A 15,404-nucleotide genomic window follows, 5' to 3' on the forward strand; every position below is an offset into this window, starting at 1 on the left:
GGTTAAAGGATTGGTCGCTGATACCGTGGGCGATAATTATCTCATCGCCAATCTTGTAATCGAGCTTTTTAGCAACGTCAGAGCCGATAACCGTTTCAAACAAGCTATCGAAGACCTCTCCCTGAGCTAATTGTAAGGGCTGTTTCTGGCCATACCGATAATGCTTGAAATAATCACCATTGGTACCAATAACACGGAAGCCACGATGTGAATCTCCCAATGAAATCGGGATCGCCCATTTTACAGAGCGGTGCTGGCTGATCTCTTGGAAACTCTTCCAGTCGATGTTATTGGTGGCATTGCCGATTCGAAAAACAGAATACAGCAACAGGTTGACCTGGCCAGAGCGTGAACCCACGATGAGATCTGTTTCTGAGATGGTATTGGCAAAGCTGGACTTAGCCTGAGTTCGGACTTTCTCTACGCCCAGTAGTAAGGTTACTGAAATCGCAACGGTCAATAGGGTTAATACTGCAGTGGCCTTGCGGTTCGTTAGGCTTTGCCAAGCAAGGCGGAAAATGGCGGTCATTACTGTCCCCTCGCAGCTTGGTTGATTGTGTTGAGGCTGATGCTGCGGTCAAAGAGTGCTTCTAATGTTTCATCGTGGCTGACGAACAGTAGTGTCGTCTCCGATTTGTCACACTCGGTCATGAGTAATTGAATAAAGGCCTCTCGGTTATCATGGTCGAGGGCTGAGGTTGGTTCGTCAGCAATTAACAGTTGTGGTTTGCCTATCAGCGCCCTGGCTGCGGCAACACGTTGCTGCTGACCAATGCTGAGGTCACTGATCGGGCGGCTTAGGCATTCTGCGGGTAAATGCAGTTGGGTAAGCAGTTGCTTCGCCTGTTGGTATAGGCTTCCGTCTATTTGTTTTTTGCGAAGTTCGGAAAATCGGCAGGGTAGCAGGACATTATCAATTACTGACAGATAAGGCAGTAGATTGAACATTTGAAATATGTAGCCAATATGATCAGCCCTGAAACGGTCTCTGGCCGTTGGTTTCAGGTGGCTAAATGGTTGGCCTAGCAGTTCTATCGTGCCGGTTGTTGGCTCATTAATTCCAGCTAGTAAGCCAAGTAGGCTTGATTTGCCACTGCCACTGGGACCTTTGATAAAGACTTTTTCTCCCTTGTTGATGATGAGGGAGGGGATATCTAGCAAGGGAGTGGCTTGGCGGGGCCATTGGAATGTGAGTTCGCGGATCTCAATGATGCTCATGGTCTGTCCTGAAATGGGGAATTTCTTCCCCATTTGGGTTACTGGGAAGTTAGAAACGGAAAGAGGTAGTGGCTGAAGTTAGCGAACCCCCTTTCTGGCCTTTATCGGTGATAGCGTTGACCGTGATGCTTTCAGTTGATGGGTACTGAGTAAACCACTGAGTATTAATATCTGTTAGCTGGTCAATGTTGTCACACTTGTAAGTGTATTGTGCTGAGAACTCACCGTGTGCACCATGGTCATGGTCATGGTCATGGTCGTGATGATCGTGTTTGTCGTGGTCATGGCCGTGGTCGTCGTGATCGTGCTTGTCGTGGTCATGGCCGTGGTCGTCGTGATCGTGCTTGTCGTGGTCATGGCCGTGGTCGTCGTGATCGTGTTTGTCGTGGTCATGGCCGTGGTCGTCATGATCATGCTTGTCGTGGTCATGGCCGTGGTCGTCGTGATCATGCTTGTCATGGTCATGACCGTCACTAGAACCAGAGGATAGCGTTTCTGTAACTTGGCTTTCTACCAATTGGCATTTTGCATTGGCAGTCAGCATCCAAGTTGAATCTGGTGCTTTTAGTTTTGCGATCGCATTTTCGACCGCCGCTTTTTGCTCGTCAGTTTGGGGAGCGTGCTCAAAGCCAACCACGTCAGCGCCTGGGGCGTGAATTTCCATTAATAAGTCTTGGCCATCCTGAGCGATATTGACTTCAACCACACCATGGACATGGGCATCATGTTGACGGAAGTGGTCGTCTGCAACTGCAGAGCCTGAAGCGGCCAAGCCGAGGGTGACGAACAAAGTAGCAATCGGTGAAAGAGAGTGATTTAAACGCATGGTTACCCCAAAAATAAGTCAATGAATAAAATGTATTGGATTAAAGTCACTCAATGCACTGGAGGTGAACGTGCGATTGAGGAGAGATATTGCAGAAAGCCTAGGTCGGGTTCTGAAATGAAAACGGTAGATAAAGGCTTTTTATGTACCGCCGGTAGGGCGGTATGGCCTAGGAGGTTGTGGTAGACCGAGTTGCCATTGGTGCAGAGATAGTTAACAAGTGCATCAAGTTGGTGCAATACAGTAACTGGCCCGATGATGTTCGGACTTATCAGTAAATTGTTTGGTCTCGGTGTCCAACGCTGCGCAAGGTTCACTTTGATAAAATAAAAAGCCATATCCATGTGGTGTAATAATATAACATTACTACTATTGCTAGAATATGGCCTCCATTATCATTTTATTTCTTATTTAAGGTTTGTTAAGTCACCCTAAAGGTTACTTTTTATTAGCTCAAGTGCTTGATTAATCTCTTGCTCTGTCAGTTTACCTTCTTTGACAAAAAGGACTTGGCTATCTTTGTCGAGAACAATGATGGCTGAGTTTTCTGCGGCGAGTTGCCACGATTTATGGACGCTCCCCTTGGCATCGAGGACCATGGAAGACCATGAGAATTCCTTTTTGCTGTCTTCAGCAGATGATTTAACGAAGCTTCCTGTACCCCACATAGCATCATCCTGGTTGATGATGGTGGTTGTCTGGTACTGATCATCCGGGAAGTCTGCTGCAGTGATAGCCGTCATCAGATCGGCATTCATTGCCTTGGCCGAACTGCGGCCGGCGATAGCTTGGATCACCCTTACCTTGCCCGCAAGTTGGTTGCTGTTCCAATCTTGATAGACAATTTTGTCATCTTGTAGAGTAATTTCACCTTTATCTGCAACCACTGCATTCGGAAGTGCTTCTCCGACAGAGAGGTTATGGGCAAATACTGTACCCGGTAGCAGCATGGCCAGCATGGCGAAGATTGGCTTCTTATTCATCTTTATTTCCATTATTTATTAGACGCGCCATTATCTTAGATTAGTGATGGCGAGCTGGTTTAACCAGTTTATAAAGCCTTGAACTTTATCACGAAAATATAAAACAAAGTGCGTAAAACGGTGAGTTGCCTTGCGGGGTGAGAATAAGCTAGCTAAACACTGCTTAACTGGCAAGTAACTTGCTTAATTTCTTATAAATTAGGCAATCTTGGAAAAAGGAAACATCTGGCTGTTTTCAAGGTCTATATTAATAGTAATTTTGTGAGGGAACCATGTTAAGAGTATTCAAACAATATCGACCAAACCAAGTCGCACGCTATGTGAAAAGTTACTTCCGAGGCCGATTGTTCATTATCGGTGTTGGGGCTTATGAATTTGACCGGGGACGCTTGCTGCCGCCAAAAAGACAAGATACCAAGGCGCTGAATGTGTTAAGCGAAGTTAACCGGGAGATCCAGCTCCTTAGTGCTGAGGCCGTCTAGTCTTGGTGCTGCGGGGGCATGCAGATGCCAGTTCCGCCTAGTCCACAGTAGCCATTGGGGTTTTTGGCAAGATACTGCTGATGGTAATCTTCAGCGAAATAGAATGTACCGGCAGGCAGGATTTCGGTAGTGATTGTGGCACTTTTCAGGGCCTGCTGATAACGGGTTTTACTCTCTGTTGCCGCCTGAAACTGTTCGTCTGAGTAGGTGTAAATGGCTGAGCGGTACTGGGTACCAATATCATTGCCTTGGCGCATACCTTGGGTGGGGTCGTGTTTTTCCCAGAATAGAGTGAGTAGGGCCTCTAAGCTTATCTGCTTCGGGTCAAATATTACCCTGACGACTTCACTGTGCCCTGTTCGCCCGGTACATACCTCTTCATAGGTTGGGTTTGGCGTTAATCCACCGCTGTATCCAACAGCGGTACTGTAAACTCCCTCCTGCTGCCAAAACAGTCTTTCTGCACCCCAGAAACACCCCATTCCGATAGTGAGTACTTCCATACTGCTCGGGATATCGTCATTTAATAGTGTCCCATTCACTGCATGGGGGATAGAAGGGATGATGGGGGTAGCCCTTCCAATCAAGGCTTGGCTCTCTGTTGGTAAGGTTTGCTTGGCTGACGACATGGTTATTTCCTTATTTTGCAGTCACTGACTTTGTTCAAAGTAGAGGAAACAGCGAAGACAATCAACTTAAGCAGATTTTCACAGCAAAAGATTGGCAGTTAGGGCTGTGCTTTGTCAAAATTAACCATGCACAAAGATAAAAAAATAATGCGCTAACCAATGAAGTAAATAAGAATGAAGATACCTTTTTTGCGGTATGGCCTAGCAACATTTGCGCTCACCGTTGCGATACCGGCTTCAGCCGCCACCTCTTTGACAATAAAAGGGTTAAAAGGAAGCCTTGAGGACAATGTAGATGCCTATGTGTCTGCGATACCAGAACAAGATTACAGTACTTCCTTGCGCTTTCGCGAGCAGCTTGAGGGAGAGATCCGCGATGCACTAAAAGCATTAGGGCGCTATAACCCCACAATTAGCTTTTCCGAAGCTGAAGATGGCAGAGAGCTGATTGTGCAGGTTGATGCTGGCCCCAAAACCACTATCGCCCGCAGTAATATTATTTTGACTGGGATGGCTAAAAATGACCCTGATTTCTTAGCCTTGGTACGCACAAGTGGGTTGGGGTTGGGGCAAACACTCAATCATGGAAAGTATGAATCACTGAAGTCTTCACTAACGAGCTTAGCGATTCGAAAAGGATACTTTGATGGCGAGTTGACAGTGAGCCGAATGGAGGTTGCTCCAAGCCGTAACGAAGCTTTTATTACTATCGAGTACGCATCTGGCCAACGCTATAACTTTGGAGAAACCGTTTTTGAAGGCAGCCAGATTGAACTTGATCGCCTAGAATCGTTAATGCCTTATGAGAAAGGTGACCCATACCTTGCCTCTACATTGGGGGAGTTTAACCAGCGCTTGTCCAATGTCGGTTGGTTTTCGTCCATCTTTGTTGGTGGTGAACTTGCCGAGATCAAGGATGATGAAATCCCTGTCAGTGTCGTCGTTAAACCACAAGTAAAAAACCAAATTGAAACCGGTATCGGTTTCTCGACCGATGTCGGTCCACGTCTTAAATTCAACTGGCGCAAACCCTGGTTAAACAGCAAGGGCCACAGTTTGAGCATTAAAACCGAACTGTCAGAAATTCAGCCAAAGATTGAAGCAACCTACAAAATCCCGCTCGATGATGTGTTGAATGACTATTACCAAATAGTTGGCGGGATCCGTTATGTCGATAACCATGACACGGTCAGTACCGAAACTAACTTGGCCGTCGAGCGTCATTGGCGTTTGGAGTCAGGATGGAAACGAATCGCTTCATTACGTTTGCTTTATGAAGATTATACCCAGGGCAAAATTGAAAGCGGAAATTTGACTATGGTGATCCCTGGGATCAGCTATGACAAAACGCGGCTTCGAGGTGGTGCAATGCCAACCTGGGGGGACAAACAGTTGATATCTATCGAGTATTCAGATCCTGCTTTGGGTTCTGATACTCGCTTGACACGCTTTCGTGGGCGATCGGCCTGGATACGCAGTTCAGGGGAGAACCACCGTGGCTTGTTGCGCCTAGATGGTGGTGCCGTCATCGCAGATAGATTGGAAGATATCCCACCCTCGATGCGCTTCTTTGTCGGGGGGGATAACAGCCTGCGAGGTTACAGCTATGAGTCAATCTCACCTCGTAACGAAATAGGCCTCAGGGAAGGTGGTAAGTATATGGTGACTTCCACGCTTGAATACCAATACCGGGTATATGGTGATTGGTGGGGAGCGGTATTCTACGACTATGGCTCAGCCTGGAATGATAGCCCCGAGTGGGTAGCAGGTACTGGTGTCGGCGTTCGTTGGGCATCGCCTGTTGGACCTATCCGTGTTGATTTTGCTTGGGGGCTGGACAAGAAAAAAGACAAGTTCCAGCTCCACTTTGTATTGGGGCCAGAAATATGATTTGGGTAAAGCGCTCAGCCATCGCCTTGTTGGCATTGTTGATGGTATTGGTGATTGCCGTTGCAGCATTGCTGTATACCCCTGCAGGGATCAAAGTTGCTGTGTGGGGTGCGCAGAAAGCACTGCCTTCCCTCAGTATTGGTGGATCCCAAGGTAGCTTGTTGAATGGATTTTCCCTTGAACAGGTTGTTTATAATGATGACAGCATCGATCTTTCACTGGCGCAACTGGCCTTGGACATTGAAGATAGCTGCCTGCTGACCCCGGCAGTATGTATTTCCAATCTTGCGGTGAGCGGGGTGCGCTTCTCGATGCCACAATTTCCCCCTGTGCAGGAAGATGCCGAAGAAGAAGCGCCTTCGGAGCCGGTCACCGAGATCAGTCTGCCTATTCCTATCACGCTTTCTCGCTTGGTGCTTGATGATATTGAGCTTGATGTATTGGGTAACCAAGTCGGGTGGCAGCACTTCTCAAGTGCCGCAGAGATGGTGGGGGATAAGCTGGTCCTCAAGCCGACTGATTGGCAGAAGATAGATCTTACACTGGCCTCTGCAGAAACAGATCCCACTGAGGCTACAGAGCCCCAGAAGGAGACTCCTGAGCCGATCGTTCTGCCTGAAGTGCTCATTCCTCTATCCGTCGAGATCCAACGCTTTACCATTGAAGACTTTACCCTTCATGGGGAAACACCCCAGACCGTGCAAAAGCTCGAGCTGGTTGCTTCGGCAAAGGGCAGCGATGTTGCGGTGGAGAAGCTTGAGGTGTCTGCGCCGCAGGCAGATCTTAAAGCCAATGCCAAGGTGACTTTGGCGGGCGACTATCCGTTGGTACTTGATGCTGATGCTGCCATTCATATAGCTCCCGTCGCCAATCATGATTTGGTCCTCAATGCCGAGGGCAGTGTGGCTAATTTGATATTGGATGCCCGGGTGAAAGGGACGCTTGATGCTTGGTTGAAAGGTCAATTATCGCCATTGGATCCGAGCTTGCCGTTTGAACTCTCGCTTGATAGCCAGCATCTGCAATGGCCAATTGATAGCGAACCCGATTTTGAGGTTAAAGAGACGGCGTTGACGGCAAAAGGCAGCCTTGAAGGATACAGCTTTACCTTGGCTAGCCAGATTGATGGCAAGCCGATGCCAGCCGTTGGTGCTGAACTTGTCGGAAAGGGAACACTTGAGAATGTTGAGCTGAGCCGTCTCAGTGTCGATACCTTGGGAGGCAATATCTCGGGCAGTGCCAAGGCCAGTTGGAAAGATTTGGTGAGCTGGCAGGGGGAACTTGCCTTCAGCCATATTCAACCAGGTTTGGAATGGCAGGATGTACCGGGTGACTTGAACGGTAGGCTAAAGACGTCCGGTGGGCTAACCCAACAAGGCGGTTGGTTTGTTGAACTGCCGGAGCTGGTGGTTGATGGCGAGGTGATGGAGCAGCAGCTTGATCTTAATGGCCAGCTTTCGGCAAAAGATACCTCCGGAAAAGGCGACATCCAGCTCGATACTGAAGGGCTGGTATTGAAACATGGTCCAAATGGCTTTTCAGCTAAGGGCCGCTTGACCAAAACTTGGGATATGGCTGCGGAAATTAATGCCCCTGATCTGTCCCAGTCCCTGCCAGGGTTAAGGGGGAGTGTTCTGGGCAGCGTGCAGTTGAAAGGCAAAATGGCAGAGCCAGATCTGGATGTTGATTTGGTTGGCGAAGCTTTAGGGTGGGAAGAGTTGGCTTCGCTAGAGAAACTTACTTTGAAAGGGGAGATCACCCCGATGCCGCTGCTGGATGCTGATGTCAGCCTAACCGCATCGGGAGGGCGTTATGACACGTTTACCCTCAACGATCTTTCGCTATTGTTCCAAGGAAGTGAAAAGCAGCATCAGTTAGTGCTGGATGTGAATGCAGAACCGGTTAGCACGGCATTGCGCCTTCAGGGGGAGCTCGATAGGGACAAGGGATGGCGTGGTGCTCTCCAGCAAGGGGAGATTGATACCGAACTGGGGGTATGGAAGCTTGATCGTTCTACAGCCATTGGTTACCGCTTTGACAAGCAACTAGCGAGTGTTGCTGCACATTGCTGGAAACAAGACAGGGATAGGGCGGCTTTATGTCTGACCCAGAATATGGAAGCAGGGGCCAGCGGCCGTGCCAATGTATCGCTCAGTAATGTTGATTTCGCGATGCTGGAGCCATATCTACCGGATACCGTCACGCTGAAAGGTAGTGCAGGCGCACAGGCTGAAGTAGCATGGGCGCCGAAGTCAGCACCCTATGTTAAAGCCAGCGTCACTTTACCCGCAGGCAGTGTGACTCAGCAGGAAGACCCAGATCTGGAGCCCGTCACTGTTGGTTGGGATAAGGTAACGATCAACGCAGAGGTGAAACAAGATACCCTGAATGCTGATTGGTTATTTGCCATTCGAAACAATGGTGACTTGAGTGGTCGCGCCAAGGTTACCCCTTTAAGTGGTGAGCAGCAGCTAGATGCCAATTTGAAACTGGATCGTTTCATGCTTGGTTTCCTTAAACCGTTAATGATGGACTACCACACTTTCGATGGTCAGGTTGATGCTGATATCTCGGTGACGGGGCCTGTGATGCATCCAGCGGTGAACGGCTTGCTCAAAGTCAGTAACGTGAAGGCTTCGGGACGCACCGTGCCAGTTGATGTTGATAAAGCGGATATTACCGCGACTTTCAGTGGTTATCAGGCACGGCTTAGCGGTGAGGTGGTGACACCGGACGGCAAGCTCAATATTACCGGTGATGGTAACTGGCAGGATTTAGCGGATTGGCGTGGTCAGCTTGGGGTTAATGGCCGTGAACTCGAAGTCACAGTACCACCTTTGCTTGCGGTGAAGGTAACGCCAGATTTAACAATTAAGGCATCACCGAAACAAGCTGAAATCACCGGTAGTGTTGCTATCCCATGGGGGCGTATTACCGTTGACCAACTGCCTGAATCAGCCGTGTCGGTATCGGATGATGAGATATTGCTGAACGATGATCTACAGCCAATAGAGACGGATAAACCCATCCCGTTCAATGTGAAGACCAATGTGCTGGTCAGAATTGGTAATGATGTTAAGTTGTCAGCGTTTGGGCTTAAGGCCGATCTTGTGGGGGATCTTAATGTCCGTCAGGATGAAAAAGGGCCGTTGGTATACGGTGAGGTGAATCTGAGGGACGGTACCTACCGCTCATTTGCCCAGGAATTGGTGATCCGAAAAGGACAAATCTTATTCAATGGTCCTGCCGACCAGCCTTATTTGTCGATAGAGGCAATTCGCGATCCTAACAATATCGAAGATGATGTGATTGCAGGACTTAGGGTTACAGGCCCTGCTGATGAGCCGAGGGTTGATATTTTCTCGGATCCGGCCATGCCACAACAAAATGCGCTGTCTTATATACTACGGGGTAGGGATCTGGACAGTGAGTCGGGCGATAACAGCGATGCTATGGCAACCACTTTATTGACTATGGGCTTGGCTCAGAGTGGTCAGCTGGTGGGGAATGTAGGTGAAGCCTTTGGTGTCCAGGACCTAGCGCTCGATACTGCGGGTACGGGAGATGATACCCAAGTGACCATCAGTGGCTACATTGCCCCTGGCCTTCAGGTGAAATATGGGGTAGGGATTTTCAACTCTATCCCAGAATTTACCGTGCGTTACCGCCTGATGAAAGATCTGTATGTGGAAGTTGTCTCTGGCTTGGACAGTGCTGCGGACTTGCTGTACCAGTTTGAATTTAACTAATGGATAGGTAGTAGAGTGAGAGTCTTTGTCTACGCTTCTTTGTGAGAGTCAAAATTGGCAGTTTTAAAGTGAGTGAGTGAGCTAAAACGGTAGCTTGCTCCTCATTTTCCTCTGCCAAAAGTGTACTGCCAGTGATTTTAGAGGAATTCATCTCTATCCAAGTGTATTAGTCCTGCCAAACCTGCACGTTAGTAAGTCTAGCAACAACTCTTGTTAACCCTAATATTGGCGACAATCTGTCGCCAATATTAGGAAGTCGTCTGCACCGGCAAATGCCCATGGGTTCCTGGATAAATTGTAGAACAACCTCTGTCATTCATTTTTTCTTCCCCTTCCAACACAGCATCGCACTAAACAGGCTAAAAAAACTTTATCTCTAAACTGTATGGATATACAGTTATCTGAGTGATAATAGATAGGTGTGCTTATATGACTGATTTTGAAATTCTAATGACTGCAAAAGCGAAACAGCTAGGGATTTCTATTGAGCAACTTAGGGTTGCTATTGCTAACCGTGTTGTTGCCGGTGAGTCCGAAGAAGACCCTGTATCGTTGCTCCTGTCCATCACTGAACGGGATATCCGGTTGTCATGATTACCAATATCAAAAGCACTAATGACTTCTGTTGTGGCTGTAGGCTGTACCGTCAAACCTTTGAGGAGAATGGGCAACTGACATGCATCCAGTGCTCAAAGCTAAGGTATCGGGTTGATGAGTTATTCATTGTGTTCAGTAAGTCAAAGTGGTGGCTAATCAGCTTTGATGGCCGGGCTCATATACATGTACATGGCAAGGCTACTAAATACAGTGAGGTTGTTGATTTGGTTGGTGATGAAGACGCTACTGCACTGACGCTAACTTACCAATAACGTTTCTGAGAGCCTAGGTCGTAAAACCAAAATTCTTCACTAAGCTAACGAACGTTAGACTAACGTTCGTTAGCTTAGCAACTTCATGTAAATCGAATCACCTTTCAGTCTATCCGCGATACAAAGTCGCTGAAACGTATATGTCCAACAGTTTCATTAATTATAAGCGTTTATATTTAATAGCCCTCAGAATGATTACCCTTCGGATAGGTTCAGAGCAGCGTGAGCCCAGAGAAATTTAGAAAAATGGCAGGTGTACAGCCCCTCGACCCAGAACCGACCTGTGGGGAAGTGATAAGGGTAATGAAAAGCGACAGTGTCGGATTAGCATAATTATAGATAGAGGGAAGGACTGTCGGGCAGGGGTGGCGGTATGTTTACCGGAATGAACGAATAAAACCATGGCTGTTCAAAAAAAATGATTTTTAGCTGGTATAGTGTCCTCAGGGAAAGAAATTAATTGTTGTCAGGAAATGTGTAGAGACAGTTTCCGAATAGGTACTTGCGATTTCTTTCGGCTCTATTCGGTCAAGGGGCAAGCTTTTTCTTATGAACGCTATATTGATAGATGGAATCGCATGTAACTCCGGTATAATGATTTTGAAAAGAAGGTTTTAATTTTGCAGGTTTTGAAAGTAGGGTACAAAAAAGCCGCTTTTTCAGCGGCTTAGATGTGTTGATAGGTGGTTTCTCAGGCCAGCTATCTACATCAGTAAGGGGGTCTCATTCCCTTACCGACGCACATTGAGATATTAACCCAATGGACTCAACTAGCAGTTTATGAAATGTTGGCGTATTTGTCATCATTAATTGTGGTAGTGCCTCTCGAACACTATCTGTCTTTCAACCCGAGACATTAACCCAATGGACTCAACTGTTGGTTAATAGTCTCCCTAACTACGGAGGCGATCATGGTATTGTTTTTAGATATCCTAAAATTGCTAGCGGTGCTGATACCAGTGCTGATCTATATCATCGAAATTACACAACTATAACTAAAAGGGGTCAGTATTGGCTGGCCCCAATTATTTAAACCCGTGGCTTACCAGGCGGCACATTATCTTTCCCTAACGTATCCAAGCGACGCATTGAGACTTGCTGTAGAAACGTAATCTCACGCAGCGACCGGATGATATGCAGATAAAGGAATTTCTATTTTGTATAACACGCAGCCTTGATTATATCTGTATATACTGACAACCAATATTTGCCCAGCTTCGAGCCACAAAGACCTATGCTGACTCATCTTTGCCCCGAGACGTGTTTCGCCAAGTTGCACCATTCAGGAAATAAAAAGGCCTGGCAGATGCCAGGCCTTTGCTTACTGTTGTTACAGCATTTTCATCTATCGACCAAGGCGCATTAATTCTACAGCTTTCTTGCCAAATTCGATGATGATAGTAATTGTTACCATATTTGTTCTCCAAATATATTTTACAAAAGGTAGTGCTTCCTCTTAGCGAGGATGCATGGGTAATTCCATACTAGTTTATTGAGTGCTGTAACAATTATTTACCATAGTAGTTTATTAGTTTACTGTCGCGAAGCGCGCACATACCTCATAACAACAATAGACCAGTCACAAAAAAGTGCAATTCTGTGTTAAACCGAGAAGACAAATCTAGGTACACATAATCTTTGAATATGTTAAATAGCGGATTTTGTTATTAAAAACTGACCTCTCGCGCAGATATATCCCTTAAGACATTAAAACCATCTTCCAAATGAACCAGGAAGAGCGCCATACCTGTCAGTAAAAATACTTTCGATTCGTAAGTAATCACCCGCGCTAAATGGCAAACCCACACTCGGAGAGAATGGTGCCCCAACGGGCTATTTTGATAACTTTAGCTTGGGCGGGCAAAGAGCAGAAGAGCGGCTTTGCAGGGGGCGCGCTGCGCACTAACACTGCCCGATTGGCCTAGTAGCAGCTTCGCTGGGTCTCGGGCGGATTCAGTCCAGCAACCCCTCAGCTTTCTTTCCGCCCTTATATGCCGCCAGAGGCGGCATGAGAGATGCTTTACGCCTTGAGTAAGCGGTGAAGGGAGGTTTTGCGGCGGTCAGCCTCAGGCAGCCGTTGAATTGCATTCACGAACTGCTCATAAGTGCCAACGATATCGATATGGATTTCAGCTCGAGTGAGGGCAGTGTATATCCATGAACGGTCAATACGTTGTGATCTACCCAGAACCACGATAACCCGTGGAAATTGAGACCCTTGCGCCTTATGCAGGGTCACACAATAGGCTGGCCTGATGTAGTCGATAAGGGTTTCATTCAGCTCTAGTGTCCTGCCATCATCGAGTGCGACCATGCCCTTGTGGCCCAGGCTGGCATTCTCGATTAGATGCCCCATGGTGCCGTTTTGGATGTCTGAGTCCCAGTCATTGTTATTGAATATTATCGGGTCTCCTACACGGATATTCAGGTAACTCCAAAGCCCCTTCATCGAAAACTCAAACTGAGCGCCATTTGGGTTACACACCTGTTGGCAGATGCTGTTAATGATATCAACTCCACCATGAGGGTTTCTGTAGGTGTCAGCAAGGATGAGGGTGTTTTCGGGATCTTGCTTAAATAGTTCCGTCACAACCTGATTTATATCATCGGATTCTGTTTGATGTAGCGTGATGTTCGCTGGGAAGCAGGAGGGTACGATGCCGTTCCTGACGTCATAGGTAAATTCAGGGATACCTGTCGAACCGTCTTGGCGCTTAACGATGTCTAGTTCAACACCAGAAATTGATTCGGCCTGGACAACATCACGGAGGACAGCCCCGTAATTGATTGCCGCTAATTGGCCTATATCACCGACTAGCAGGATGCGGGTATCAGGCTGTATCGCTCTGATAATGCGGTACATATTCGGCAGGTCAATCATCGAGCTTTCATCAATGACGACAATGGCTTTTTCGCCCTCTTTGATTTTGACGTTTTTCAGGAATCCAGTGATCGTTCTGGCTGCAACCCCTGTTGCCTCACGTATCCGCTTTGCTGCACGGCCTGCCAGTGCCATAGGGTAGATCTTGTAACCTAGGCGATAATACGCCCTGAAAATCGATCTGAGCACAGTTGTCTTGCCAGTCCCTGCTCCCCCTATCAATCTGTAGATAGAGTGTGTCAGGCTCTCACAGACGGCCTCACCCTGTCGCTCTGTTAGGGGGAAGGGCAGGTCTTGGATGCCATAGGCAAGTGCCTCTTCATGCTCACCGCCCCATGTATCAGTCTTCTTAGCAAGCTCAAGAAAGTGGCTTGCAACGACGTGCTCCATGACAAACACACCAAGGGAATGATAATAACCATCGTCGTCGACAATCACATCAGCCTTGGTAAATGACTGTTTTAGAGCTTCTTTAGCAAGGTCGGTATCACCAAGTATCGATGGGAGCCTTCGCATCAGGTCGTTTTCACTAGCCACGGTATGGCCGTACTGTGAGTGGCGATAGAGGGCTTCTTCAACGCCAGCAATGAGGCGTCTTGGGTCTGATATCGCCACCTTAAACTTTTCGAGTGCCAGTTCATCAACACTGTCAAAAGTCATCCCATACACCTGCAAAATATACGGGTTGGATTTAATTTGCTCAATCGCATCTTCATCATGGTACTTGATGATGTCGGAGCTAACAGACGGTGGTATGGAATGGTCTGCAAACCAATGTAGGTACTTTAAATTGTTATATTTTTTCCATCCCTCAATCAAACTTTCAGCCGGTTTGCGGGGTATGACAGCTTCAAGTGATTGAATGTCGCCGTCTGCCAAAATCTTGTAGATCCCCTTCTGGTAGCGGTGCCAAAGTTTGGCTGCGTAGCTTTTACCTACTCCGGGAAATGCCTTCTCTTTGTCGACAAAATGTACAAAAGCCCGATCAACGTCAGGCATTGTTACTCTCAGCTTTTCTGCCGTTATATCAACCCGTGCAATTTCACGTCCATTTTTAACCTCAGTTGATACTGTCTTGGTGCCATAAATGCGCCAATGCTGACCAATAACAGGTATAACAGGCAATTTTTTACGGACTGTTTTTACAACAACATACTTCTTTCCACTGGCACCCACACCTGCAACAATAGGTACACCACTGAAAATAAACTCATCGTTGGTGTCCTTCCAAATATTACTGACCTGCATATCATATCGTGTAGGCTCTGGCTTCATCGTGGCATCCTTCCCAAATTAATCAGTGCAGAATCAATAGCCTCATAGCGTGATAATTTGAGTTTCAGTTCTTCATTCTCAGCTTCCAATTCAGTAACACGCTGTTGTAAAAACTTATTATATCGGCTGGTTTCCTGATTCGATTTTTCTCTCTGGTCGTGCTTTTTGGGGCCGGCGCTCTTTGCTTTAGCGACAGGCTTTCCTAGGACGCCATTCTTTACCTGCAAAGCTTCAAACCTTTTTAATATCCCACCCAAACAACAATTCTGACGAAATGCGGGTGTATCAAAGCCAGAATCTACAGCTAATGTTGTGCGATTAAGTTTGCCGCCCCTCACCATTCCCTTTAGTTCGCTTGGGGTATAGAGTCTCAACTGCATCAAAAAGCGAGCAGGACTGAGTGAACGCTTGTAGCGATTATCCAGCATGGCGAGATGGTCTAAGTCAAACCCTTCACCAAAATCAAAGGCCATAATTACATCCATGTGCTCATCTAGGACTGTTTTAACTTTCTTATCATCTTCGAACACAATGATTGCATTATCAGATGCCTCCTCAATGAGATTGAAAAAGGCCTCTTCCCGTCCATTAGCCATATTGCA

The 15,404-nt window shown here is 47.2% G+C and carries 12 protein-coding genes; 5 read left to right on the forward strand and 7 right to left on the reverse strand.

Annotation, left to right across the window (positions count from 1 at the left end; genetic code table 11):
- From BIZ37_RS04295 to BIZ37_RS04310, 4 genes are all read right to left on the reverse strand, one after another.
- The coding region (locus BIZ37_RS04295) for an ABC transporter permease (RefSeq protein WP_187460460.1) at window positions 1-529 on the reverse strand (529 nt) is incomplete at its 3' end.
- On the reverse strand, window positions 529-1,218 hold the full coding sequence (locus tag BIZ37_RS04300) for an ABC transporter ATP-binding protein (RefSeq protein ID WP_187460461.1): 690 nt from the start codon (window positions 1,216-1,218) through the stop codon (window positions 529-531). The genes BIZ37_RS04300 and BIZ37_RS04295, both read right to left, overlap by 1 nt.
- A gap of 49 nt (window positions 1,219-1,267) precedes the next feature.
- Complete coding sequence (locus tag BIZ37_RS04305; protein ID WP_187460462.1) at window positions 1,268-2,044, reverse strand: DUF2796 domain-containing protein; 777 nt, start codon at window positions 2,042-2,044, stop codon at window positions 1,268-1,270.
- Window positions 2,045-2,475: 431 nt separating this feature from the next.
- Window positions 2,476-3,027, reverse strand: a complete 552-nt coding sequence (locus BIZ37_RS04310; protein WP_187460463.1) for a YtfJ family protein — start codon at window positions 3,025-3,027, stop codon at window positions 2,476-2,478.
- A 272-nt stretch (window positions 3,028-3,299) separates the two neighbouring features.
- On the opposite strand from BIZ37_RS04310, the gene BIZ37_RS04315 reads away from it, so the two are divergent.
- Window positions 3,300-3,509: a DUF1107 domain-containing protein gene (locus BIZ37_RS04315; RefSeq protein ID WP_107299646.1), complete on the forward strand. Its 210-nt coding sequence runs from the start codon at window positions 3,300-3,302 to the stop codon at window positions 3,507-3,509.
- Here the strand turns inward: BIZ37_RS04315 and msrA are convergent.
- Window positions 3,506-4,138, reverse strand: coding sequence for a peptide-methionine (S)-S-oxide reductase MsrA (msrA, locus tag BIZ37_RS04320; RefSeq protein ID WP_187460464.1), 633 nt, complete (start codon window positions 4,136-4,138; stop codon window positions 3,506-3,508). The two genes, BIZ37_RS04315 and msrA, sit on opposite strands and share 4 nt — an antisense overlap.
- A 174-nt stretch (window positions 4,139-4,312) precedes the next feature.
- On the opposite strand from msrA, the gene BIZ37_RS04325 reads away from it, so the two are divergent.
- The 4 genes from BIZ37_RS04325 to BIZ37_RS04340 all read left to right on the forward strand — a co-directional run bounded on the left by BIZ37_RS04325 (window position 4,313) and on the right by BIZ37_RS04340 (window position 10,646).
- Window positions 4,313-6,028, forward strand: a complete 1,716-nt coding sequence (locus BIZ37_RS04325) for an autotransporter assembly complex family protein (RefSeq protein ID WP_187460465.1) — start codon at window positions 4,313-4,315, stop codon at window positions 6,026-6,028.
- Window positions 6,025-9,777: a translocation/assembly module TamB domain-containing protein gene (locus BIZ37_RS04330; RefSeq protein WP_187460466.1), complete on the forward strand. Its 3,753-nt coding sequence runs from the start codon at window positions 6,025-6,027 to the stop codon at window positions 9,775-9,777. Before BIZ37_RS04325 ends, BIZ37_RS04330 begins: the two co-directional genes overlap by 4 nt.
- A 429-nt stretch (window positions 9,778-10,206) precedes the next feature.
- Complete coding sequence (locus BIZ37_RS04335; RefSeq protein WP_187460467.1) at window positions 10,207-10,371, forward strand: hypothetical protein; 165 nt, start codon at window positions 10,207-10,209, stop codon at window positions 10,369-10,371.
- Between the two features lie 131 nt (window positions 10,372-10,502).
- Window positions 10,503-10,646 carry a hypothetical protein gene (locus BIZ37_RS04340; RefSeq protein ID WP_187460468.1) on the forward strand — a complete coding sequence of 48 codons (144 nt, stop codon included), beginning with the start codon at window positions 10,503-10,505 and terminating at the stop codon, window positions 10,644-10,646.
- A gap of 2,020 nt (window positions 10,647-12,666) precedes the next feature.
- Here the strand turns inward: BIZ37_RS04340 and BIZ37_RS04345 are convergent.
- Together BIZ37_RS04345 and BIZ37_RS04350 are read right to left on the reverse strand one after the other, a co-directional pair.
- Window positions 12,667-14,802 carry an ATP-dependent RecD-like DNA helicase gene (locus BIZ37_RS04345; protein WP_187460469.1) on the reverse strand — a complete coding sequence of 712 codons (2,136 nt, stop codon included), beginning with the start codon at window positions 14,800-14,802 and terminating at the stop codon, window positions 12,667-12,669.
- The gene (locus BIZ37_RS04350; protein ID WP_187460470.1) at window positions 14,799-15,398 is read right to left on the reverse strand and encodes a hypothetical protein; all 600 of its coding nucleotides are present in this window, start codon (window positions 15,396-15,398) and stop codon (window positions 14,799-14,801) included. The genes BIZ37_RS04345 and BIZ37_RS04350 overlap by 4 nt, the downstream gene beginning before the upstream one ends.
- Between the last annotated feature and the right edge of the window lie 6 nt (window positions 15,399-15,404).

It is taken from the genome of Photobacterium sp. BZF1 (assembly GCF_014349205.1).
In the GTDB taxonomy this organism is placed as follows: domain Bacteria; phylum Pseudomonadota; class Gammaproteobacteria; order Enterobacterales; family Vibrionaceae; genus Photobacterium.

Bases quoted from the DNA above. Each gene is read 5' to 3' on its own strand.
- BIZ37_RS04300 (WP_187460461.1), bottom strand. From the start codon at position 1,218: ATGAGCATCATTGAGATCCGCGAACTCACATTCCAATGGCCCCGCCAA.
- BIZ37_RS04330 (WP_187460466.1), top strand. From the start codon at position 6,025: ATGATTTGGGTAAAGCGCTCAGCCATCGCCTTGTTGGCATTGTTGATG.
- BIZ37_RS04350 (WP_187460470.1), bottom strand. From the start codon at position 15,398: ATGGCTAATGGACGGGAAGAGGCCTTTTTCAATCTCATTGAGGAGGCA.
- BIZ37_RS04315 (WP_107299646.1), top strand. From the start codon at position 3,300: ATGTTAAGAGTATTCAAACAATATCGACCAAACCAAGTCGCACGCTAT.
- BIZ37_RS04345 (WP_187460469.1), bottom strand. From the start codon at position 14,802: ATGAAGCCAGAGCCTACACGATATGATATGCAGGTCAGTAATATTTGG.
- BIZ37_RS04335 (WP_187460467.1), top strand. From the start codon at position 10,207: ATGACTGATTTTGAAATTCTAATGACTGCAAAAGCGAAACAGCTAGGG.
- msrA (WP_187460464.1), bottom strand. From the start codon at position 4,138: ATGTCGTCAGCCAAGCAAACCTTACCAACAGAGAGCCAAGCCTTGATT.
- BIZ37_RS04305 (WP_187460462.1), bottom strand. From the start codon at position 2,044: ATGCGTTTAAATCACTCTCTTTCACCGATTGCTACTTTGTTCGTCACC.
- BIZ37_RS04325 (WP_187460465.1), top strand. From the start codon at position 4,313: ATGAAGATACCTTTTTTGCGGTATGGCCTAGCAACATTTGCGCTCACC.
- BIZ37_RS04310 (WP_187460463.1), bottom strand. From the start codon at position 3,027: ATGAATAAGAAGCCAATCTTCGCCATGCTGGCCATGCTGCTACCGGGT.